This is a genomic window from Streptococcus oralis, assembly GCF_016028255.1.
Taxonomy (GTDB): Bacteria; Bacillota; Bacilli; order Lactobacillales; family Streptococcaceae; genus Streptococcus; species Streptococcus oralis_AC.
This window is the reverse complement of sequence record NZ_CP065707.1, coordinates 1,382,130-1,401,496: the sequence shown is the minus strand read 5'-3', so window position 1 is coordinate 1,401,496 and position 19,367 is coordinate 1,382,130. Positions and strand designations below refer to the sequence as shown.

At 39.9% G+C, this 19,367-nt stretch carries 16 protein-coding genes and 1 pseudogene; 1 reads left to right on the top strand and 16 read right to left on the bottom strand.

The annotated features are described in order from the left end of the window. The 8 genes from I6G42_RS06820 to eno all read right to left on the bottom strand — a co-directional run bounded on the left by I6G42_RS06820 (window position 1) and on the right by eno (window position 7,025). Window positions 1-723 (bottom strand): TipC family immunity protein, encoded by a 723-nt coding sequence (locus I6G42_RS06820; protein ID WP_038805226.1) that lies wholly within the window; start codon window positions 721-723, stop codon window positions 1-3. An 86-nt stretch (window positions 724-809) separates the two neighbouring features. Continuing rightward, entirely contained in the window at window positions 810-1,532 is a 723-nt protein-coding gene (locus I6G42_RS06815; RefSeq protein WP_038805224.1) for a TipC family immunity protein, read from the bottom strand. Between the two features lie 74 nt (window positions 1,533-1,606). After that, entirely contained in the window at window positions 1,607-2,110 is a 504-nt protein-coding gene (locus I6G42_RS06810; protein WP_038805223.1) for a hypothetical protein, read from the bottom strand. A 243-nt stretch (window positions 2,111-2,353) separates the two neighbouring features. After that, entirely contained in the window at window positions 2,354-2,896 is a 543-nt protein-coding gene (locus I6G42_RS06805) for a ClbS/DfsB family four-helix bundle protein (protein WP_038805222.1), read from the bottom strand. A gap of 133 nt (window positions 2,897-3,029) precedes the next feature. Then, complete coding sequence (locus tag I6G42_RS06800; RefSeq protein ID WP_038805221.1) at window positions 3,030-3,944, bottom strand: peptidase; 915 nt, start codon at window positions 3,942-3,944, stop codon at window positions 3,030-3,032. A 187-nt stretch (window positions 3,945-4,131) separates the two neighbouring features. Then, window positions 4,132-4,965: an AraC family transcriptional regulator gene (locus tag I6G42_RS06795; protein WP_038805220.1), complete on the bottom strand. Its 834-nt coding sequence runs from the start codon at window positions 4,963-4,965 to the stop codon at window positions 4,132-4,134. 87 nt (window positions 4,966-5,052) lie between these two features. Then, window positions 5,053-5,547 carry a YkgJ family cysteine cluster protein gene (locus I6G42_RS06790; RefSeq protein WP_038805219.1) on the bottom strand — a complete coding sequence of 165 codons (495 nt, stop codon included), beginning with the start codon at window positions 5,545-5,547 and terminating at the stop codon, window positions 5,053-5,055. A gap of 173 nt (window positions 5,548-5,720) precedes the next feature. Further along, window positions 5,721-7,025, bottom strand: a complete 1,305-nt coding sequence (eno, locus tag I6G42_RS06785) for a surface-displayed alpha-enolase (protein ID WP_038805218.1) — start codon at window positions 7,023-7,025, stop codon at window positions 5,721-5,723. 163 nt (window positions 7,026-7,188) lie between these two features. Between eno and I6G42_RS06780 the strand changes: the two genes are divergently transcribed. Further along, entirely contained in the window at window positions 7,189-7,635 is a 447-nt protein-coding gene (locus tag I6G42_RS06780; RefSeq protein WP_038805217.1) for a DUF1694 domain-containing protein, read from the top strand. Here the strand turns inward: I6G42_RS06780 and I6G42_RS06775 are convergent. The 8 genes and pseudogenes from I6G42_RS06775 to pulA all read right to left on the bottom strand — a co-directional run bounded on the left by I6G42_RS06775 (window position 7,632) and on the right by pulA (window position 19,263). Beyond that, a pseudogene (locus I6G42_RS06775) lies at window positions 7,632-8,747 on the bottom strand (glycerate kinase). The gene I6G42_RS06780 and the pseudogene I6G42_RS06775 overlap by 4 nt on opposite strands. A 9-nt stretch (window positions 8,748-8,756) precedes the next feature. Further along, window positions 8,757-9,401: a phosphoserine phosphatase SerB gene (gene serB / locus I6G42_RS06770; protein WP_038805216.1), complete on the bottom strand. Its 645-nt coding sequence runs from the start codon at window positions 9,399-9,401 to the stop codon at window positions 8,757-8,759. A gap of 61 nt (window positions 9,402-9,462) precedes the next feature. Continuing rightward, the gene (gene glgA, locus I6G42_RS06765) at window positions 9,463-10,896 is read right to left on the bottom strand and encodes a glycogen synthase GlgA (protein WP_038805215.1); all 1,434 of its coding nucleotides are present in this window, start codon (window positions 10,894-10,896) and stop codon (window positions 9,463-9,465) included. Continuing rightward, on the bottom strand, window positions 10,893-12,032 hold the full coding sequence (gene glgD, locus I6G42_RS06760; protein WP_038805214.1) for a glucose-1-phosphate adenylyltransferase subunit GlgD: 1,140 nt from the start codon (window positions 12,030-12,032) through the stop codon (window positions 10,893-10,895). Before glgD ends, glgA begins: the two co-directional genes overlap by 4 nt. Beyond that, window positions 12,022-13,164, bottom strand: coding sequence for a glucose-1-phosphate adenylyltransferase (locus tag I6G42_RS06755; RefSeq protein WP_000787260.1), 1,143 nt, complete (start codon window positions 13,162-13,164; stop codon window positions 12,022-12,024). Before I6G42_RS06755 ends, glgD begins: the two co-directional genes overlap by 11 nt. After that, on the bottom strand, window positions 13,154-15,082 hold the full coding sequence (gene glgB, locus I6G42_RS06750; RefSeq protein WP_038805213.1) for a 1,4-alpha-glucan branching protein GlgB: 1,929 nt from the start codon (window positions 15,080-15,082) through the stop codon (window positions 13,154-13,156). Before glgB ends, I6G42_RS06755 begins: the two co-directional genes overlap by 11 nt. A 275-nt stretch (window positions 15,083-15,357) precedes the next feature. Further along, window positions 15,358-16,782 (bottom strand): NADP-dependent glyceraldehyde-3-phosphate dehydrogenase, encoded by a 1,425-nt coding sequence (locus I6G42_RS06745; RefSeq protein WP_038805212.1) that lies wholly within the window; start codon window positions 16,780-16,782, stop codon window positions 15,358-15,360. Between the two features lie 195 nt (window positions 16,783-16,977). After that, window positions 16,978-19,263 (bottom strand): type I pullulanase, encoded by a 2,286-nt coding sequence (gene pulA, locus I6G42_RS06740; protein WP_038805211.1) that lies wholly within the window; start codon window positions 19,261-19,263, stop codon window positions 16,978-16,980. Window positions 19,264-19,367 lie beyond the last annotated feature (104 nt).

Below are 19,367 nucleotides of genomic sequence, written 5' to 3'. Positions count from 1 at the left end.
CTATTCAGAAAAACTTAGTGACACAATCTCTACATCCCCAAGATTATCAACTGAGTAACGTTGACTACCATTTTTAAACCAGCGTTCTAGAACGACATCATAGAGCATGAAGTGAGATTTTTCTTTAATCCAAGCTTCATCAATCCCATGAGGTTTCAAATACTCTAGTGCTTCGTTGAGATTTGTTATCTGAAAATTTGGTAAACCTTTAGTCGAACTAAAACCATAGGAAATTTTCAAATATGATGCTAAATCAAGTTCTCCTCTAGTCTTTATTTCTATACGATAACCGGTCAATCCGTATGCTAATGATTGATCAGATTCTGAGACCTCAATAGTTTGTTTGAGTATTTTATCTCTATAATCATAGTCAATAAAAAGATATCTACCGTCAGGTAACGCCCGCCTATACTCAATTAGAAATGTTTCTTCAATACCTACATACACTAATATGATTTCACTTTCAGATAAGCCTGATTCAAGACTCATACCAACTGTAATGTCCTTATCGCGATATGATTGGCCTCCGTCAACGGCTTTACTAAAATCAGCGAGGCTAGGTAAGATACCACTATGAGTTTCTGCATAGTTCATTTCTAAAAAGACATTAGTTAAAGATTCATACACTCCTTTATAATAATATTTTTGATAAACACGATATAGACCAAATAAAGTTAGAAAAACTAATATCGTTATGACTAGAATTTTTAAAAATTTTTTCATCTACCTTTTTCCTTGCTTAAATCTTGGATAAACTGATAAGCAACATTATTCTTCTCTTTTAACATTTCCATTGCTTGGGTATCGTCTTATTCAGAAAAACTTAGTGGCACAATCTCTACATCCCCAAGATTGTCAACTGAGTAGCGTTGACTACCATTTTTAAACCAGCGTTCTAGAACGACATCATAGAGCATGAAGTGGGATTTTTCTTTAATCCAAGCTTCATCAATCCCATAAGGCTTTAAATACTCTAGTACTTCGTTGGGATTTGTTAGGTAAAAATTAGGTATCGAATCCCCTGTTTTCGACTGACGTGATAATTCTTTATATGCCTCCAAATCTAGTTTTCCCTCATCCTTATGGAGTATATTGTAACTAGCTAAGTCATACGCTACCGACCATTTAGAATCTGAGATTTCGACTGATTGGTTGAGTTTCTTATCATTGTAGTCATATTTTATATAAAGATATCTCCCATCAGATAATAGTTGCTGGTATTCAATAATAAAAGTTTCTTCAAAACCTACAATCACTTTTAAACTTTCATTTTCAGACAAGCCTGCATCAAGCCCTATGGGAATTATCCAGTCTGGTTCTCTAAACGACTGACTTCCGTCAACAGCTTTACTAAAATCAGCGAGTCCAGGTAAAACACCACTATTTATCTCTGCATAGTTCATCTCTAGAAAGGCATTACTTAAAGATTCATACACTCCTTTATAATAATTCTTTTGGTAGACACGATATAGACCAAACAAAGTTAGAAAAACCAATACAGTTATGAATAGGATTTTTAAAAATTTTTTCATCTACCTTTTTCTCCTCTAAATACTTACATAAAACTTTTCTGCTATATTTGAAATCAAAACAATGATAGACGCCCCTACCCCAACTCCTTAGCTATTCTGCTTTTCTCAAGTTTACCCTTGGTAATTCGTTTCCATAAAACAAGAGGATTCAGACTATAGGATAAGCGTAGGAGGTAATAATTGACCCATTCGATAAGGGCAAAAAGCTGTATCAGTGTGGCTAAGATAGCCACTTGGAAACTCTGTGTGTTCCAGACAATAAAAGGAAAGCCCGAAATAAGTAAAATAAGGTCTAGTATTCTGAACCCACCATATATTTTCGGCACATTTCCATTTCCGAACTGGGGTTTCGAGAGTCTTCTAATCAAAATTGCCCAATAGATTGAACCTTGAAGCAAAATAAATGTCAGTAAAGACAAAGGATAGAGAATGGTTACTAGACTATTCCAATCAGCAAGCCGATTTTTCAAAAGGAAGAAACACAACCAAAAGGATAGGACGGCTGTAAGCTCTCCCAAACAGAGGGACATCAACTCTTTTCTAACTTTCTCTTTTTGTATGTTCATCATCTCACCCATCTATCTATCATCCTATATCAGAAAAAAGCCATTCGAAGCATCGAACAGCTTAATTCCTTTAATATCAATGCAATTCTAAACTTAGAATTACTATAAAATAAATGTTTTCATACTATTCTAAGCCATTGATTGCTTTAAATCTAAATTTTTGAAGGATTCTAAAGCTAAAATTGTTCAAAAATCACGAGAATAAAGCTATTCGAAGCTTAGAAGAACCTTTTCTAAATTTCATTATCAATTCATCTAGTTGCTCTTGCAATTTTTCTGATGAGCTTTGAGTTTTTTCAGAGCCCAGTCATAGTGACTGGAAGTGGCACTCACAAAGTAGGAACCTAGACTTATTCCTCCCGTCCACTTATAGACACCTTTTGTGAACAATTCGTCATTGCTGAAGCCTTCCATCAACTCTAAAACCTCTTTATGCGATTGATTGAGGAGTTTGGTCGCTTCTTCTAGGGACGTACTCTGGTGCTTCTTCCAAAAAGCGACATTCATTTCCCCATAAGTTTTCCAATTATAAGGTTCAGGGAGAAAAGGTCTTTCATGACCCTTTTGATTGGAATGTACCCAGGTCAAAAGTAACTGATGCCATTCATAGAGATGGATCAGGACATCCCGTAGATTTTTATCTCTTTTCCAGTGAGCTTCTTTTTTCTTTTGGTCTTTTGAAAAATCAAAAGGAGTCTGTAGCTCCTCTTCGCTTAATTTAGAGATAAAGTGATTGAGCTTTTCATAGTTTTCCTTAGAGGCTAGCACTAGCTCCTCTTTTGTTCTTGGTCTAGGCATAGGAGTTCTCCCTTCATTTTTAAGTAGAATAAGCTATTTTCTTACTTCATTATACCATAACCATAATCAAAAAGTAGTTCTTCATGTTACGAAAAACTGCTTTTACTAACTAGTTTTTTTATGCTTATAGTCACTAGTTTACATATAAATCTCTAAAGCGACCATCCACTTCAGCCATCTGATAGAGCAAGTGGGCTAGTTCTTGGTAATCTTCTTTTAAACATGAAAGATGGGCTTGGCCAAATAGACTAGCCAATTCTTCTTTTAATCTTGCCCCTTCGGGATCATGGTCTTTTAAGAATTTACTGAGATAGAGATTCCGAACAGCAGCAAGTTTAAAGCTGAAATACTGATGCAATTGTTTTTGCTCCGTATTTAAGCCATGTTCAGCAACTGCTTTTGAATAACATTCCAAGACATTACTTTGTCCATCCAGATATCTGGTCCTCATAATGCTTGCTGTTTCTTGATAGATTTCAGTTTGACTAGGACTCTTGTCCTTCCTAAAATTTCCCCACATGGAGTATGCTCCACGCTTATAGTCAATAGCTTCCGCCTTCCAAGCTTCTAAAATGTCATTAAAAGCAACCTTCATACAGGCAAAACCAGCAGGATCATGCAAATAGAGATACTGACCATCAACAGCATACACAGTTATAAAGTGATCTACACCATAGAGGATTTTGTGATTGGGATTGTAAGTCAAATGGCCCATATCAAGAGGACCCAGTACGACAGGTCCATTGGACAGAAACGATTCCAACTTACCTTTAATCTCTTCCAAATCCACTTCCGTTCCATCTTTTAGATAGAATTCTTCAAAGTCAAATCCAAGTATTTTTAAAGAATGGGAGATGGAAAGATCTGGCATTCCGTTATCAAAGAATACTAGAGGGTGCTGGTCATCTTCCTTTACGATACTAGCGCCATTTCCCATCACCATGATTGCCTCTAAAAACTCTGCTTTAAAGTCATAACCATAGGCGTCGAGTGCCATTGCCAATGAATAGCTATAGCAAAGTGACACATCTCCAAAATACATCTGCATATTCATGCCTCCTTATCTTCTATGAGTCTATTATACCGATATAACGTTACTCATACCCCATAAAATCCAAACAAAAAATAGGGTATGTTTGATTTACGGACATGAATCTCCACAATAAAAGACCCTGTAGAGGTTCTTTCTACAGAGTCGGATTTGCATCTTTACAAAAAATCAGAAAATGTCCTAGTCATTTGATCACTGGTATCCAGAGTTCCATTTGGTAGTCTGGAGAGGACATGTCTCCCGCAGTGTAAACTTCAAAGTCTGGTGCTCCAGAGTGACGATAGCCTGTTTCTGGGAAAAAGACTTCCAAAACATACTTCCAAGCATGGTGGATGCTTGCTGGTATAGTGCCTTTGACTGGTACGATAGCATATTCGGCTGCTGGGATGTCTTTGATTGATAGTCCTAGTTCTTCTGCTCTAGCTTTATCTGTCACATCATAGGCAGCCATATAGTTGATGATTTCGCCTTCTTTGACATCTGAGCAGACGCCAAAGGATTGGCCACTACCCAAACCTTCTAGCATTTCAAAACTGTGATGGGCATAGAGTTGCTCCCAAGCAGACGGGCATTTGCTATTGTCAATAGCTTCCAATAGGACGCCTGCCACGGTAAATGCAGGTTTCTTTTGAATCTTGATATCCATGTTCTTTCCTCCTGTAATCTTTAAGGATAATTGAAGTCTAGGAAAGACCCGATAAGCTTTTCCATTTCGAACTTCTGAGGGGGTTGCACCATGGAATTTCTTAAAGGCTGCGCTGAAGGCATCCGCAGACTCATAGCCGTATTTCATTGCTATGTCAATGACTTTCTCAGAGCTTTCCCGCAAGTCCGTCACAGCTTCTGACAGCCTGCGATTGCGCAAGTATTCTGCTAAAGTCATATCTGCTAGGATGGAAAAGAGCCTGCTAAAGAGAGCATAAGAATAGCCTGATAGCTGCTGGAATTTCTGCAAATCCACTTCTGCGTCCAACTTACTTTCCAGATATTCCATGGTTCGATTGAATTGATGCATCATATTCTTTTCTGCTTACCTCCTAACTATAGTCTAACAGATATGGGATTCTCTCGCCCTAGAATTTTTGTACAAGATTTAGAGGGAATTCTACAACCTATCCCGCAGCTTCTCCACAAAGAGATAAGCCGCAGGACAGGTCAGGGTATTTTTGATTGTCAGATGGTTAATCTGATGAATCTTTTTACGGTCTGTGTGAGGAAACTCGCGACAAGCCTTGGGACGGACATCGTAGATTGAGCAGAGATTGTCTCCACCTAAAAAAGGACAAGGCATAGCCTTGAAAACCTTGTCACCGTCTTCGTCCACTTGCAGAAACTCCTCTTCAAAAGCCGGCAGTTTCATCTTGAAATACTTGGCAATACGGACAATATCGGCTTCCTTAAAGTCTGGTCCTAAAGTCTTGCAGCAATTGGCACAGGCTGTACAGTCAATCTCCTCAAAGACCTCATCATGGATTTGCTGGGCAAGCTTATCGAGGTTTTTTGGTGGCTTTTTCTTTAGATTAGCTAATACTTTGCGATGCTCTTTTTGTTTTTGCAAGGCTAACTGGTGGTAATACTCAATATCAATTTCTTTAGACATAGTTACTTTCTAATACAAGTGTTTTTGTCTATTATACCATAAGTTATTTTTCATTTTGAGTATTGTACACAAAAAGCCCTTCGGATAAAATCCGAGGGGCTAAAAACGTTGTTAAATCAACGGCCGAACTTTTACATTTCAAGGTTCGGGATAAAATAGTTCACTGAACTATTTTATTTTTTCAAGTTGTAGAATGATTTCAATCCACGGTATTCAGCTACTTCACCAAGTTGGTCTTCGATACGAAGCAATTGGTTGTATTTAGCGATACGGTCTGTACGTGAAAGTGAACCAGTCTTGATTTGTCCTGCGTTTGTTGCAACTGCGATGTCAGCGATTGTTGAATCTTCAGTTTCACCTGAACGGTGTGATACTACTGCAGTGTATCCAGCTTCTTTCGCCATTTCGATAGCGTCAAATGTTTCAGTAAGAGTACCGATTTGGTTAACTTTGATAAGGATTGAGTTAGCAGCACCTTCTGCAATACCTTTTTCAAGGTAAGAAGTGTTTGTTACGAAGAAGTCGTCACCAACCAATTGAACTTTACCACCAAGACGTTCAGTAAGAGCTTTCCAACCGTCCCAGTCGTTTTCGTCCATACCATCTTCGATAGTGATGATTGGGTATTTGTTTACCAATTCTTCAAGGTAGTCGATTTGTTCTGCAGCAGTACGAACAGCAGCTCCTTCACCTTCGAATTTAGTATAGTCGTAAACTTCACGTTCTTTATCGTAGAATTCTGATGATGCACAGTCAAATCCGATAAATACATCTTTACCTGGAACATAACCAGCAGCTTCGATAGCAGCAAGGATAGTTTCAACACCGTCTTCAGTTCCTTCGAAACGAGGAGCGAATCCACCTTCGTCACCTACGGCTGTTTCAAGACCACGAGATTTAAGGATTTTCTTAAGAGCGTGGAAGATTTCAGCACCCCAACGAAGAGCTTCTTTGAATGTAGGTGCACCAGCAGGTACGATCATGAATTCTTGGAAAGCGATTGGAGCGTCAGAGTGAGAACCACCGTTGATGATGTTCATCATTGGAGTTGGAAGAACTTTAGTGTTGAATCCACCAAGGTAGCTGTAAAGTGGGATTTCAAGGTAGTCAGCAGCAGCACGAGCTACAGCGATAGACACACCAAGAATTGCGTTTGCACCCAATTTACCTTTGTTAGGAGTACCGTCAAGTGCGATCATAGCACGGTCGATAGCTTGTTGGTCACGTACATCGTAGCCGATGATAGCTTCAGCGATGATGTTGTTTACGTTGTCAACAGCTTTTTGTGTACCAAGACCACCGTAACGAGATTTGTCACCGTCGCGAAGTTCAACTGCTTCGTGTTCACCAGTAGAAGCTCCTGATGGAACCATACCACGTCCGAAAGCACCTGATTCAGTATAAACTTCTACTTCAAGTGTTGGGTTACCGCGTGAGTCTAGGACTTCGCGAGCGTAAACATCAGTAATAATTGACATTTTTTACTCTCCTTTGAGTTAAAATTTTTTACACCTCTATGATACCTTAAAAATAAGCGTTTTTCAAGAAAAAACGTTATCTTTGTGCAAATTTTCCTTAACTTTATAAAGTAATCGCTTTCTTTCGTCTGTTTTCTTTTGTATTTTGTGATATACTAATTTTATGACAGATTTATCAAAACAACTACTAGAAAAGGCTCATGGTGGGCCAAAATTAAACCCAGATGAGCAACGTCGTTTTCTCGGTACTTTCGAGGAAAGAGTTCTAGGCTATGCAGATATCGAGACAGCCAATAGTCTTCAGCTGCAAAAGGGATTTCTAACGATTTTGGAAAATTTTCAAGAAAAGGCAGAGGTGCTTTTTGTGAAGATTTCGCCAAATATTGAGTTTGACAAACAGGTATTCTACTTAAAAGAAGCTAAGAAAACCAATAGTCAAGCAACAATCGTATCAGAGGATCACACTTCTTCTCCTTTAGGTTTAGTTATCCATTCGAACGAACCTGTTCAAGTGGATGAAAAGGATCTTCGTCTGGCTTTTTCAGGCTTCTGGGAGGTTGAGCAGGATGAACCAGTTAAAAAATCCATCTGGAAAAAATGGTTCGGCTAATCCTTCCTCAACTGTAATAAACGACCAATATTTGCTGCCATGTGCTCCAAATAGAGGCTTGCTTTTTTCAAACTGTCTTCTAAAGGTTCACTTTTCTCTAGGATAGAGAATGCTGCTTGTATATTTTCAAAGGGTAGGGGAGGTAAATCCTCAGAAAGACTACCGCAAATAGCGATAACTGGAACTCCGTTAGGGGTTCTTTTTGCTACACCGATAGGAGCTTTCCCAGCAAAGCTTTGACTGTCCAGTCTGCCTTCTCCAACGATAACTAAGTCAGCATCTTCAACTTTCTTGTCAAAGTCTATCAAGTCCAAACAAGTGTCAATTCCTGATACGATGCTGGCTTGTGCAAAGGCGCAGAGCCCGGCTGCAATGCCACCTCCTGCTCCCGCTCCCTTCAGAGGCAGGGTTGAAGGTGAGAATTTTTCATAGAATCCCTGCATAGCCAGATCTACTGTTTCAAACAAAGCAGGGTCTAAGCCCTTTTGCCTACCAAATGTGTAGGTCGCGCCTTGATAACCACATAGAGGACTCTCAACATCTGCTAAAATGCGAATCTTCACATCTTCTGGAATCCTGTATAGGTCATCTTTGGAAACTGACTCAAACTCAAGTAAAGTCTGACCACAAGCTGGTAATTCCTTTCCATTCTTATCATAAAAGCGATAACCCAAAGCAGCTGCAATGCCAATTCCACCATCATTACTTGCCGTACCGCCAACACCGATGTAGATTTCCTTCATTCCAAGATCAATGAGGTGGCGAAGCAACTCTCCGATACCACGAGTTTGGATGTGGAGAGGATCTCGTTTCTCTTGCGGAATCTTCTCTAAACCAACCAAGTCAGCAACTTCAAAGAGTGCTAGTTCCCCTTTTTGAAAATAGCGCATTGCTTCTTTTAGACCAAAAGGTCCCGTCACCTCTTGCCATTTTTCTTCGAGATTAAGAGAATGTCGAATCGCATCTACAGTTCCTTCGCCTCCATCACAAACTGGGCAAAGAGATCAAACTACACCAGGAATTGCTTTCTCGAAACCTCTTTTTATAGCTTTGGCGACCTGGTCCGCGGCCAAACATTCTTTAAAAGAGTCAGGTGCTATAACAATTTTCATATTTCCCTCTCATTCTAAGAAATCAATCAGAGGAAGAACTTCTAAGAAATTCCTTTTATCTACATGGCAAGCTATCTCTGCTTTTACGACCTCTTTGGCACAAAAAGCTATACTGTGACCTGCTGACTTTAACATCAAGAGATCATTAGCCCCATCACCGATGGCAATCGTTCTTTCTTTGGGAAGTCCTAACTCCTTTCTCCATCTCTCAAGAGTAGCTTTTTTTACTTGACCTGTCACAATTTCACCAACTAATCGTCCTGTTAAAAAGCCGTCTTTGACTTCCAACTGGTTAGCAGAGAAATAGGAGATACCAAGGGATTCTGCCAATCTCTCAACTATTGGTGTAAAGCCACCAGACACTAGACCAACTAGAATGCCTTTCTTTTGGAGAATGGAGATAAATTCCTGAGCATTTTGGGAAAGATGGATGAATTTGAAGACTGTATCAAAGACCGAAATTGGAAGGCCTTTTAACAAAGCGACTCTTTCTCGTAAGCTCGTTTCAAAATCCAGTTCTCCCCGCATTGCTTGATTGGTAATCTCTGAAATTTCCTCTTCGCAACCTACCTCTTTTCCTAAAAGGTCAATCACTTCTTCAGCTATTAAGGTTCCATCAACATCCATGACACAAAGGCCTTTTACTTGAGTCATCACTTCTCCTCTTTTCTAAACAGCCCAAAAATCGTATGAAAGAATCATACGATTTTATCTATTAGTTGACTAGACTATGGTACAAGTCAAGATAAGACTTGCAGGCTGTATCCCATGAGAAATCACATTCCATAGCTTGTTTTTGTAGATTTTTCCAAACGTCTGGCTGGTTCTTATAAACATCCAATGCTGTTTGGAAACTCCAGTTAAGCCAGTATGGTGTTAAATTGTCAAAGCTAAATCCAGTACCAGTTCCTTCGATCGGATTGAAGGCTTGAACTGTATCTCTTAGTCCACCCACTTCATGAACCAATGGTAGAGTTCCATAACGCATAGCCATCATTTGAGACAAGCCGCATGGTTCAAAACGACTTGGCATGAGGAAGAGATCACAGGCTGCGTAGATTTCTTGAGCAAGTTTGACGTCAAAAGTGATATTTGCTGATAGCTTGTCAGGATAGACTTGAGCAAACCATGAGAAAGAATGTTCAAAAGCAGGATCGCCTGTTCCTAAAAGGACTATTTGAACGTCCTCTTGTAAGAAACGATGCAAGCTTTCTACAACGACATCAAATCCTTTTTGGCGTGTCAAACGAGAGACAATCCCAACTAGCGGAACATCTGCTCGCACAGGTAGACCAACTCTCTCTTGCAATTTTGCTTTGTTTTGTGCTTTTCCAGACAAATCATCCTTATCAAAATGATGGTCTAAAAGAGCATCTGTCTCTGGATTATAGAGATCGGTATCGATTCCATTAACAATACCAGAAACCTTGCCAGACTCCATTCTAAGAATCTGATCCAAGCCACAACCGAACTGACTAGTCATAATCTCATGTGCATAGCTAGGCGATACGGTTGAGACACGATCCGCGTATAGGATACCAGCTTTCATCCAGTTTAGACAATCATTCCAACGAAGGGTCCCATCAGCGTAACGTTCAAAACCGACTCCAAACAAATCCCACAACATTCCTTCAGAAAATTGACCTTGGAATTCCAAATTATGAATAGTTAAAACAGTTCTGATTCCTTGATATGCCTGAATCCATCTGTATTTTTCCTTCAAGAGAAAAGGAATCATAGCGGTGTGATAATCATGGACATGGAGAATATCTGGAATGAAATCAATTCGCTCCATGGCTTCAAGAGCAGCCAGTTGGAAGAAGGCAAAGCGTTCACCATCATCGAAATCTCCGTAAACATGACCTCGGAAGAAATAAGTTTGATTGTCTACGAAGTAGAAGGTAACACCATTTAAGACGGTCTTCTTAATACCACAGTACTGTCTGCGCCATCCCACACTCACTTCAAAGTGAAGAACATCCTCAATCTGGTCGCCGAACTTAGCCTCTACCATGTCATAGTAAGGTAAGACAACCGCAACTTCGTGCCCTGCCTTTACCAGTGATTTGGGAAGAGCGCCAATGACGTCTCCCAAACCACCTGTTTTTGAAAAGGGCGCACCCTCTGCTGCTACGAATAAAATTTTCATGAATGAATATCCTCTGTAACTTTTTCGCCTTTTTTGACTACAACTGGGTGTTCTGCAGTACCGCGAATAACGACACCGTCAGCAACTTCAACCCCTTTGTCCAAGATTGCATACTCAACTTGGGCACCTTGACCAATCACAACACGTGGGAAGAGAAGGCTGTCTTTAACTAGACTATCCTTATGAACGTGAATATTACGTGATAGGACCGACTGAACTACTTCACCCTCTATGATACTACCAGAGGCGAACTGCGAAGTACTTACCTTAGAGGTATTTGAGTAGTAAGTTGGTTCTTCGTTCTTAACCTTGGTATAAATCTTTTGGTTAGGTGAGAAGAGAGAGTAGAATTTTTGAGACTCCAGCATATCAATATTGGCTTGATAATAGGATTGAACAGAGTGAATATTGGCTAGGTAGCCAGTGTATTCATAAGCAAAAGCACCTTCTTTAGCTGCCAACTCACGTAAAACATAGCGTAATTTTTCTGGGTATTCTTTTTGAACTTCTTCTTCCAAACGCTTAATCAACCACGGAGTATCAACGACGAATATATCTGTAGACATATTGAAAAGTTCATCCGTTGACTTGCTATCAAAAAGTTTGTGGGAAAGAACATGGTCTGTTTCATCGATTTCTAAGATAGCATTAACATCTGAAATATCCTTTTTAGGTAATTTCTTATAAACAACCGTAATTGGACGCCCAGCAGTAGTATGTAAATGGAATACTTGATTGAGGTCAATATTCACCACGATATCACAGTTAAGTGCAACCGTCTGATTTGATCCTGAACGTTTCAAATAAGTGAGAAGCTGTTGGTAATATTCTTTCCCAACTGTGCTACTTTCAACACGCGTATTATAAATACCTAGATAGTAGTGACTGAGAAGGGTAGATAAGCCCCACTCACGTCCTGAACGAATGTGGTCAAAGACTGAACTGATATTATCTTGTTGGAAAATTCCAAAGACACTACGAACACCAGCATTTGCAAGGCTAGAAAGAGGGAAGTCAATCAGACGATATTTTGCTCCAAATGGCAAGCTGGCTACTGGACGATGATCTGTCAAAGTTGACATATCATGAAAACCAACGGTGTTTCCTAAAATGGCTGAATATTTATCAATCTTCATCTGTTGCTACCCCCACTACTTCATCATATCCTACTACTTGTACTTCGTCTGTTCCATCAATTTCGACACCTTCAGAAATAACAGCACCTTCACCAATGATGGCACGTTTAATTTTTGCACCTTTTCCGATAATGGCACCACTCATGATTACAGAGTCTACTACTTCAGCACCCTCACGTACTTGCGCTTCTGTTGAGAGAATGGAATGCTTAACAGTTCCATCCACGAGACAGCCATCCACAACTAAAGAATCTTCTACATGAGCGTGTTTTCCAATAAAGTTTGGTGGTGAAATCAAGTTGCGTGAGTAGATTTTCCACTGACGATCACGACTATCCAAAGCGTTGTTTGGATCAATGTATTCCATATTCGCTTCCCATAGAGACTCGATAGTACCAACGTCTTTCCAGTAGCCTTTGAATTCATAAGCATAGACACTTTCTCCAGACTCAAGGTAATTTGGAATAACGTTTTTACCAAAGTCTGACATATCTACCTTGCTCTTTTCAGCAGCAACAAGCATATTGCGAAGTCGTTTCCAGTCAAAAATATAAATCCCCATAGAAGCCTTTGTAGACTTAGGTTGAGCAGGTTTTTCTTCGAATTCAACGATACGGTTATTGGCGTCTGTATTCATGATACCAAAACGGCTAGCTTCTTTGAGAGGTACGTCTAGGACAGCTACTGTCAAGCTGGCATTGTTGTCCTTATGTGATTGGAGCATGTCATCATAGTCCATCTTGTAAATATGGTCACCAGAAAGGATCAGAACATATTCAGGATTGACACTGTCGATGTAGTCAATATTTTGGTAGATAGCGTGGCTAGTTCCTTCAAACCAACGATTTCCCTCGCTTGCAGAGTAGGGTTGAAGAATAGAAACACCTGTGTTAATTCCATCCAGACCCCAGCTCGAACCATTTCCAATATGGTTATTTAAGGCAAGAGGTTGATACTGCGTAATAACACCGACGTTGTGAATCCCAGAGTTAGCACAGTTTGAAAGCGCAAAGTCAATGATACGGTAGCGCCCACCGAATTGCACTGCTGGTTTGGCAATGCTTTGAGTGAGTTTTCCGAGACGTGTTCCTTGCCCACCGGCAAGGATCAAAGCTAGCATTTCATTCTTCATTTTCTACTCCTTTTTGGGTTTTATTTGTGACAGTTTTAGTTGGTTTCAAGCGACGTTTAATCTTCCAGATACTTGCTCCCATAGCTGGCAAGGTAAAGGTCAAGGTCTGCTCATAATCCTTCCATAATCCTTCTTGAGTTTGAACCGTTTGGTTGTATTCTTTCCAGACACCACCCCATTGTTCCAATTCTGTATTCCAAACTTCTTCATAAACTCCCGCGACAGGAAGTCCGATTGTAAAGTCTTTTCGTTCAACAGGCGCCATATTAAAGACACAGACTAGCATTTCACCCTTTTTACTCTTACGAATAAAGGAAAGGACACTCTGATCTCTATTATCCGCATCGATAATTTCGATGCCATCGTAGCTGGTGTCAATTTCCCAAAGGCAACGATGCTCTTTATAGAATTGATTGAGTTGAGAAGTGAAGTGTTTCATTTTAGCATTCATTGGATCTTCCAAGTTAGACCATTCTAGCTGTTCCTCAGACTTCCACTCTAAGAACTGACCATATTCGCTTCCCATGAACAAGAGTTTCTTACCTGGATGACAAATCTGATAAGTGTAGAGATTGCGTAGTCCTGCAAATTGATTGTATCGATCTCCCCACATCTTGTGCATCATGCTCTTCTTACCATGTACGACTTCATCATGCGAGAATGGTAAGAGGTAGTTTTCGTTGAAAACATACATAAAGCTGAATGTCACAAGATTAAAATCATACTTACGATAAATCGGATCTTCCTCGTAGAAACGGAGAATGTCGTTCATCCACCCCATATTCCACTTGTAGTCAAATCCTAGACCGCCCATTTCTTTCATACCAGTAATCTTTGTTGCTGATGAACTTTCTTCTGCAATCATCATCACATCTGGATGCGCTAACTTGATAACAGTGTTCAAACGTTGAAGGAAATAGTAGCCTTCGTAGTTGAGATTGCCACCGTCTTTGTTTGGAGTCCAAGGAGCATTATCATAGTCTAGGTAGAGCATATTGCTGACTGCATCCACTCGAATACCGTCTAAATGATAAAACTCAATCCAGAATTTAATGCTAGAAATCAAGAAGGACTGGACTTCATTCTTCCCAAGGTCAAAGTTAAGAGCTCCCCAACCGTAGTTATGGGCCTTATTGTGGTCTTGGTATTCAAAAGTTGGTGTTCCATCGTAATAAGCAAGGGCGTCATCGTTGATGGTAAAATGACCTGGAACCCAATCCACAATTACACCAATATTGTTTAAATGACATTCCTCAACAAAATCTTGGAATTCCTCTGGTCGCCCATAAGAATGCTCCATAGCAAAGTAACCCATAAGCTGGTAGCCCCAACTCAATCCAAGCGGGTGAGCCATTAAAGGCATAAACTCGATGTGAGTGTAATTCATTTCAACAAGGTATGGAATGAGTTCTTCCTTGAGTTGTGCAAAGCTGTATGGACTACCATCTGGATTTCTCTTCCAAGATCCAGCGTGGGCTTCATAAATATTGACTGGTCTCTCAAAAAAGCCCCAGCGTTTTCTCCTAGCCAGCCAAAGACCATCTTTCCATTTTTTCTCTGGAATATCAGTCAGGATGGCTCCAGTCTCTGGGCGGGCTTCAAAACGAACCGCCAATGGATCAATTTTCATAATCTGGTGCCCATTTGCACGCGTGATATGATACTTATAAATCTGCCCTTCATGAGCCAGACTTGTGAAGACTTCCCAAACACCCGATTCATTCCGTACCATAGGAATTTGGTGCTCTGTCCAGTTTGTAAAATCACCAACTAAGTGCACAGCCTGAGCGTTAGGTGCCCAAACACGGAAAGTAAAACCAATTTCTCCGTCTTTTTCCTCTTTATGTGCTCCTAGATAGTGCTGAAGATGAAAATTTTCTCCAGTAGTGAAGGTTCTCAATGCTTCTTGATTATTCATCCAATCCCCTTTCTTTTTGTAAGCGTTTTCTATAATTCTATTATACTATCTTTTAAAAGAACTTTCAAGCAGTTTACGGAATTTCTTAAAAAATATCTTGAAAATTTTAGAAAATATATTTTAACATTATATAATTTTTCATTTAATTGTTGAAAAAACAAATGATTTACATATATTTTTTTAATATAATATCAAAACATTCGTTATTTTTCAAATTCTAACTGAATTTTTGAGCAAAAATAAAAATCAGGAAGCTAAATTCCTGATTTTTTAGATTACTTCATATCAAAAACGATGGATTTGACATTTGTCATCGCTTCAATGCTGTATTTAATCCCTTGCACTCCTGCACCAGAACCCTTTACACCAAGGAATGGGAAATTATCTGGTCCACGTTGTGTTTTGTTATTAATATGAACAGTACCGACTTCAAGCTTTTCAGCGATTTCAAATGCCTTCTTAAAGTCATTTGTAAAGACAGAGGATTGAAGACCGAACTCAGATTCGTTGGCAATTGCTACTGCTTCATCCGCATCAGCGACACGGATAATTGGGAGAACAGGTCCAAACGGTTCTTCCCATGCTAATTTCATATCTCTTGTGACATGATCAAAAAGTCCTGGCCAAATGAGATTGCCCTCACGTTTGATTGGACTGAGCGCTTTGGCACCCTTTTCTTGAGCGTCCTGAATCAATCCCCAGATGAAATCAGCTGAAGCATCATCAATAACAGGTGTGATATCTGCATTGTCAAATGGGTCACCGACTGTTAGCTTAGCAACTTCAGCTTGGAGCAATTCAGCCAATTTATCCGCTACACTTTCCACAACCAAAACACGCTTGATAGCAGTACAACGTTGTCCTGAATAGCTAAAGGCTCCACCGACGATTTGTTTAGCTGCGTGTTCCAAGTCTGCATCTTCGAGAACAATAGCTGCATCTTTCCCACCAAGTTCAAGCATGATAGGACGCATTCCAGCTAAACGACCGATTCGCTCACCAATCGGTGTTGAACCTGTAAAGTTAATGAAGTTCACTTCCTTGTGTTCAATGATGTAGTCACCGATTTCAGAACCACGTCCAGTTATCGTATTAAATACTCCTGCTGGGATACCTGCCTCATCAAAAGCCTTGGCTAATAACAGACCTGAGATAGATCCTTGTGTTGGCGGTTTAAACATGACGACATTCCCTGCAATCAAAGCTGGAGCAATCTTAGATCCAGAAAGGTTAACTGGATAGTTAAATGGCGCGATAGCTAAAACGACACCAACTGGCTCACGACGAACAACGGCTAGTTTGTTTTTACTTGCAGCTTCAAAACCGCCCCCTTCCATTGCTTGTCCAGTGATACGGAGACCTTCTTCAGCAGCAAAACGAATCAAATCTGCTGTACGTACTACTTCTCCAATGGCTGCTTTTATCCCTTTGGCAACCTCTTTGGCAAGAATTGTACCAATTTTTTCTTTATCGCGTTCTAAAATAGCTGCTACCTTATGCAGATAGGCTGCACGTTCAACTGGTGCTAAATCACGCCATGCTGGGAGAGCTGCACGCGCAGCTTTCATAGCCTCATCTACTTCAGCCTGACTCATAGCTGGTACTGTCCCCAGCTTTTCCTGATTAATGGGTGAATAGATTGTAATTTCCTTTTCAGATGATTTCCAATTTCCATTTACTAAATTCTGATATCTTGCCAATTTTCTTCCTCCTGAAAATTATTAAGACTTATTTTATCAAATTTTCAGAAAATTACAACCCTTTTTGTGAAAAAATTGAGATTTTTTTCACAATCTTGATCCTTCAAATTATTTGAAACTTAATTCTACTCTTCATTAAAAATCTCATAAATGACAAAAAGGATTAGATAATCTAACCCTTTTTACTACATTAATTTATGAGAGCACTTTTAAAACTGCGACACTAATATCATCAATAACATTTTCTCGTTTTGAACGACTGTTGGTAAGGAACATTTCAAGCTTACCTGCATTTTCAAAGTAGAAGGAGGTTCCCTTAGCATTAAATACCACTAATAGATGTTCTGATCCACCGTGAATCTCGTAAACAATCCAGCCACTATTCTCAGCAGCTGTATGGACAAAGACATGACGGTAAATTTCTTCATATGTTGGATAAGAGAAGGCACTGATTTGCGTTTTTAGGCGGATAATCTGACGAATAAACTCAATGCTGTCTTGGCGTTCATTGATCAGATCCCAGTTGACTTGGTTAACACTGTCCGGAGCATTATAGCTATTCATAGCACGTTCTCGGTCTGCAGGAGTTAGTTCTCCATGTTCACCAGTTGGAATCAACTTAGTTCGTCCAAACTCTTGACCTAGTTCTATAAAGGCCATTCCTTGCATGAGAAGATTCATAGCTGTCGCTGTCTCAACCTTGCGCATAATCTGGTCGGAACTCTTATCAGGATGAAGGGTTGCTAGCAAGTCATGAAGATTGTAATTGTCATGAGCTTCAACATAGTTGAGAACCTGGTTTGGACTGAGATAAGATCCCAACTCTCGGCTACCAAGAATGGCCTTGGCGACGATTGGTTCTGTAGCAGCACCACTCACAAATCCTGATTTGATTGCTCCATAAACTTCTCCTCCTTTGATCGCATCACGCTGATTATCGTTAAAGAAACCTATATTTGGCATCTGATAGGCGTTATCCTTCTTAGCCTTGTCATAAGGAGCAAGACCTGTTCCCATATCCCAGCCTTCTCCATAAGTGAGAATACGCGGATCGACCTCATCCAGTGCCCAACGAATTGCCTGCATAGTTTTGACATCATGAATGCCCATCAAGTCGAAACGGAAACCGTCAATATTGTATTCTTTCACCCAATAAAGGATGGAATCAATCATATACTTGCGGAACATCTCGTGTTCACTTGCAGTTTCATTTCCTACTCCCGTACCGTTTTGAAAAGTTCCATCACGATTCATACGATAGAAATAATCGGGAACAGTTGTCTGGAATGGAGCGTCAACTGTTGAAAAGGTATGGTTGTAAACGACATCCATAATGACACCGATTCCTGCATCATGATAAGCCTGAATCATGGTCTTGAGGTCTCGAATAACTTGTCCAGGATCATCTGGATTGCTAGAGAAACTCGTTTCTGGTGCGTTGTAGTTTTGAGGGTCATAACCCCAGTTATATGTTACATTTCCGTTCTCGTCATATTCCTTATGGTGATCAAATATCGGTTGAAGTTGAACATAGTTGCATCCAAGTTCTTTGATATAGTCAAAGGCGGTTGCTTGGCCGAATTGGTTAGTCGTTCCTGTCTGTGCAGCCCCAAGGAAGGTTCCGCGGAGTTCTTCAGGAACACCAGATGTAGGCGATTTGGTAAAATCACGAATATGCATTTCACAGATAACTGCTTTACATGGATTCTCCAAACGCCATGGAGCTTCTGTCCCATGTTTGACTTTGAATCCTTCTACTTGTCTGTCTTGATGAGAAAGAATTACGGAACGTTTTCCGTCAGGACTTGTAGCAATCGTGTAAGGGTCTCTCGTCAAAGTCTGGTGGTGAGGAAATTCAATTTGATACTGATAAGCCTTACCAGCAAGATTTTCATCTAAGTCTAGACTCCAAACACCAATGGTATTGTACTTATGACTGTATGAATAGCTATTACCACGCTCTAGATTAAAGGTTTTCCAAATCGGTGCATCGTTACTAGTGTTTTCATAGACAACCACCTGAACAGCTGTAGCTGTTGGAGCCCAAAGTTTAAAGCTTGTCTGATAATCTGAAAGGCTGTAACCTAGTTCTCCTTGGTATCCCCAGTGATGATCAAAGCTTGCGCTATGGATGGCTTTATCAAAGGCAAATGGATTCTGATCCTTATAATATGGACTAGCAATAGCTGGATTTTCTGAGTAATACACAGTCTCGTCTCCCTCTAAAATCCATGCTTCTGTCAGCAAGGGATAGTAGTTAAAACGTACAAGATATTCTTTTAATACACCATCTATCTCGGCTTTGAAGGTGAAACTATCCACCTTCTCCTGACTGGTCACGGTAAAAGAAAACTGAAGACCAAAATAAGTGGTCTCTGAAGTTAAAGAGCTTTTGTTTTCATCTCGGTCTGTGCTGAATGAGCAAGCTGTATAATCTCCATTTTTTCTATGAAAATGGAGAAGAACGGGATAATTGTACATGTTTTTTCCTAATTTCTAATTTCTATTTTAATTTTATTTGATTCTGATGGATTCAGTTGGCATTTCATCACGATGGACAACAGATTTTAACCATGTCAAAACAC

Coding starts and splice junctions, on each gene's coding strand:
- I6G42_RS06810 (WP_038805223.1), bottom strand. CDS start 2,110: ATGGGTGAGATGATGAACATACAAAAAGAGAAAGTTAGAAAAGAGTTG.
- I6G42_RS06800 (WP_038805221.1), bottom strand. CDS start 3,944: ATGCAGATGTATTTTGGAGATGTGTCACTTTGCTATAGCTATTCATTG.
- I6G42_RS06815 (WP_038805224.1), bottom strand. CDS start 1,532: ATGAAAAAATTTTTAAAAATCCTATTCATAACTGTATTGGTTTTTCTA.
- I6G42_RS06755 (WP_000787260.1), bottom strand. CDS start 13,164: ATGAAGAATGAAATGCTAGCTTTGATCCTTGCCGGTGGGCAAGGAACA.
- glgB (WP_038805213.1), bottom strand. CDS start 15,082: ATGAATAATCAAGAAGCATTGAGAACCTTCACTACTGGAGAAAATTTT.
- I6G42_RS06795 (WP_038805220.1), bottom strand. CDS start 4,965: ATGATGCATCAATTCAATCGAACCATGGAATATCTGGAAAGTAAGTTG.
- serB (WP_038805216.1), bottom strand. CDS start 9,401: ATGACTCAAGTAAAAGGCCTTTGTGTCATGGATGTTGATGGAACCTTA.
- pulA (WP_038805211.1), bottom strand. CDS start 19,263: ATGTACAATTATCCCGTTCTTCTCCATTTTCATAGAAAAAATGGAGAT.
- glgA (WP_038805215.1), bottom strand. CDS start 10,896: ATGAAAATTTTATTCGTAGCAGCAGAGGGTGCGCCCTTTTCAAAAACA.
- I6G42_RS06820 (WP_038805226.1), bottom strand. CDS start 723: ATGAAAAAATTTTTAAAAATTCTAGTCATAACGATATTAGTTTTTCTA.
- glgD (WP_038805214.1), bottom strand. CDS start 12,032: ATGAAGATTGATAAATATTCAGCCATTTTAGGAAACACCGTTGGTTTT.
- I6G42_RS06805 (WP_038805222.1), bottom strand. CDS start 2,896: ATGCCTAGACCAAGAACAAAAGAGGAGCTAGTGCTAGCCTCTAAGGAA.
- eno (WP_038805218.1), bottom strand. CDS start 7,025: ATGTCAATTATTACTGATGTTTACGCTCGCGAAGTCCTAGACTCACGC.
- I6G42_RS06780 (WP_038805217.1), top strand. CDS start 7,189: ATGACAGATTTATCAAAACAACTACTAGAAAAGGCTCATGGTGGGCCA.
- I6G42_RS06790 (WP_038805219.1), bottom strand. CDS start 5,547: ATGTCTAAAGAAATTGATATTGAGTATTACCACCAGTTAGCCTTGCAA.